Below are 586 nucleotides of genomic sequence, written 5' to 3' on the forward strand. Positions count from 1 at the left end.
TGCAAGGAACTTTGCAAGTATGACCGTGTGGCGTTCAACTCCCTGGAGGAAGGAACTTCTCTGACAGTCCAAAATAACCTGCGGCGCTTTGGTATGGCCGAGGTAAGCCGCCATTTGGCGTTCATCAAGGAGGACATCCCCACCTTGAAGATCAGGCTCCGGCGTCATAAGAGTTTCAACATCGTGATCATTGACAGCTTCCATTACACGCAGATGACGTATCGTGACTATATCCAGCTGAAGGAGGTGGAAAATATAAAGTCACTTGACCCACTATTATACTCCTGATTGACCCATCAAAAAAATATGAGATTTAAGTAGAGAAAAATGCATTTTAACCCGGATCAGTTTCAGTTATAATTCTTTATAGCAGATACTACTTCTTTTTAGCATTAATCTTTCTTACAGAATCTCCTGTTAGTTCAATTTTGTGTGCAGTATGTACAATTCTGTCCAGGATTGCATCTGCTACCGTAGGATCACCAATTGCATCATACCAACTTTCGACAGGAAGTTGTGATGTTATTATGATTGATTTTAATCCGTGTCTGTCTTCTATTATTTCCATAAGGATTGACCTTTCCCT

2 protein-coding genes are annotated in these 586 nt (G+C 41.0%); one reads left to right on the forward strand and one right to left on the reverse strand.

All coding sequences use genetic code 11. From position 1 onward, the window contains the following. Positions 1–288: hypothetical protein (locus PZE06_RS30050; protein WP_275792104.1), on the forward strand; the 288-nt coding region annotated here is incomplete at its 5' end. A gap of 88 nt (positions 289–376) precedes the next feature. Here the strand turns inward: PZE06_RS30050 and PZE06_RS30055 are convergent. Beyond that, positions 377–586, reverse strand: a 210-nt coding sequence (locus tag PZE06_RS30055) for an ATP-binding protein (RefSeq protein WP_275792105.1), incomplete at its 5' end; no start/stop codon positions are given.

Source organism: Robertmurraya sp. DFI.2.37 (assembly GCF_029211245.1).
Lineage (GTDB): Bacteria > Bacillota > Bacilli > Bacillales > Cytobacillaceae > Robertmurraya > Robertmurraya methanolica_A.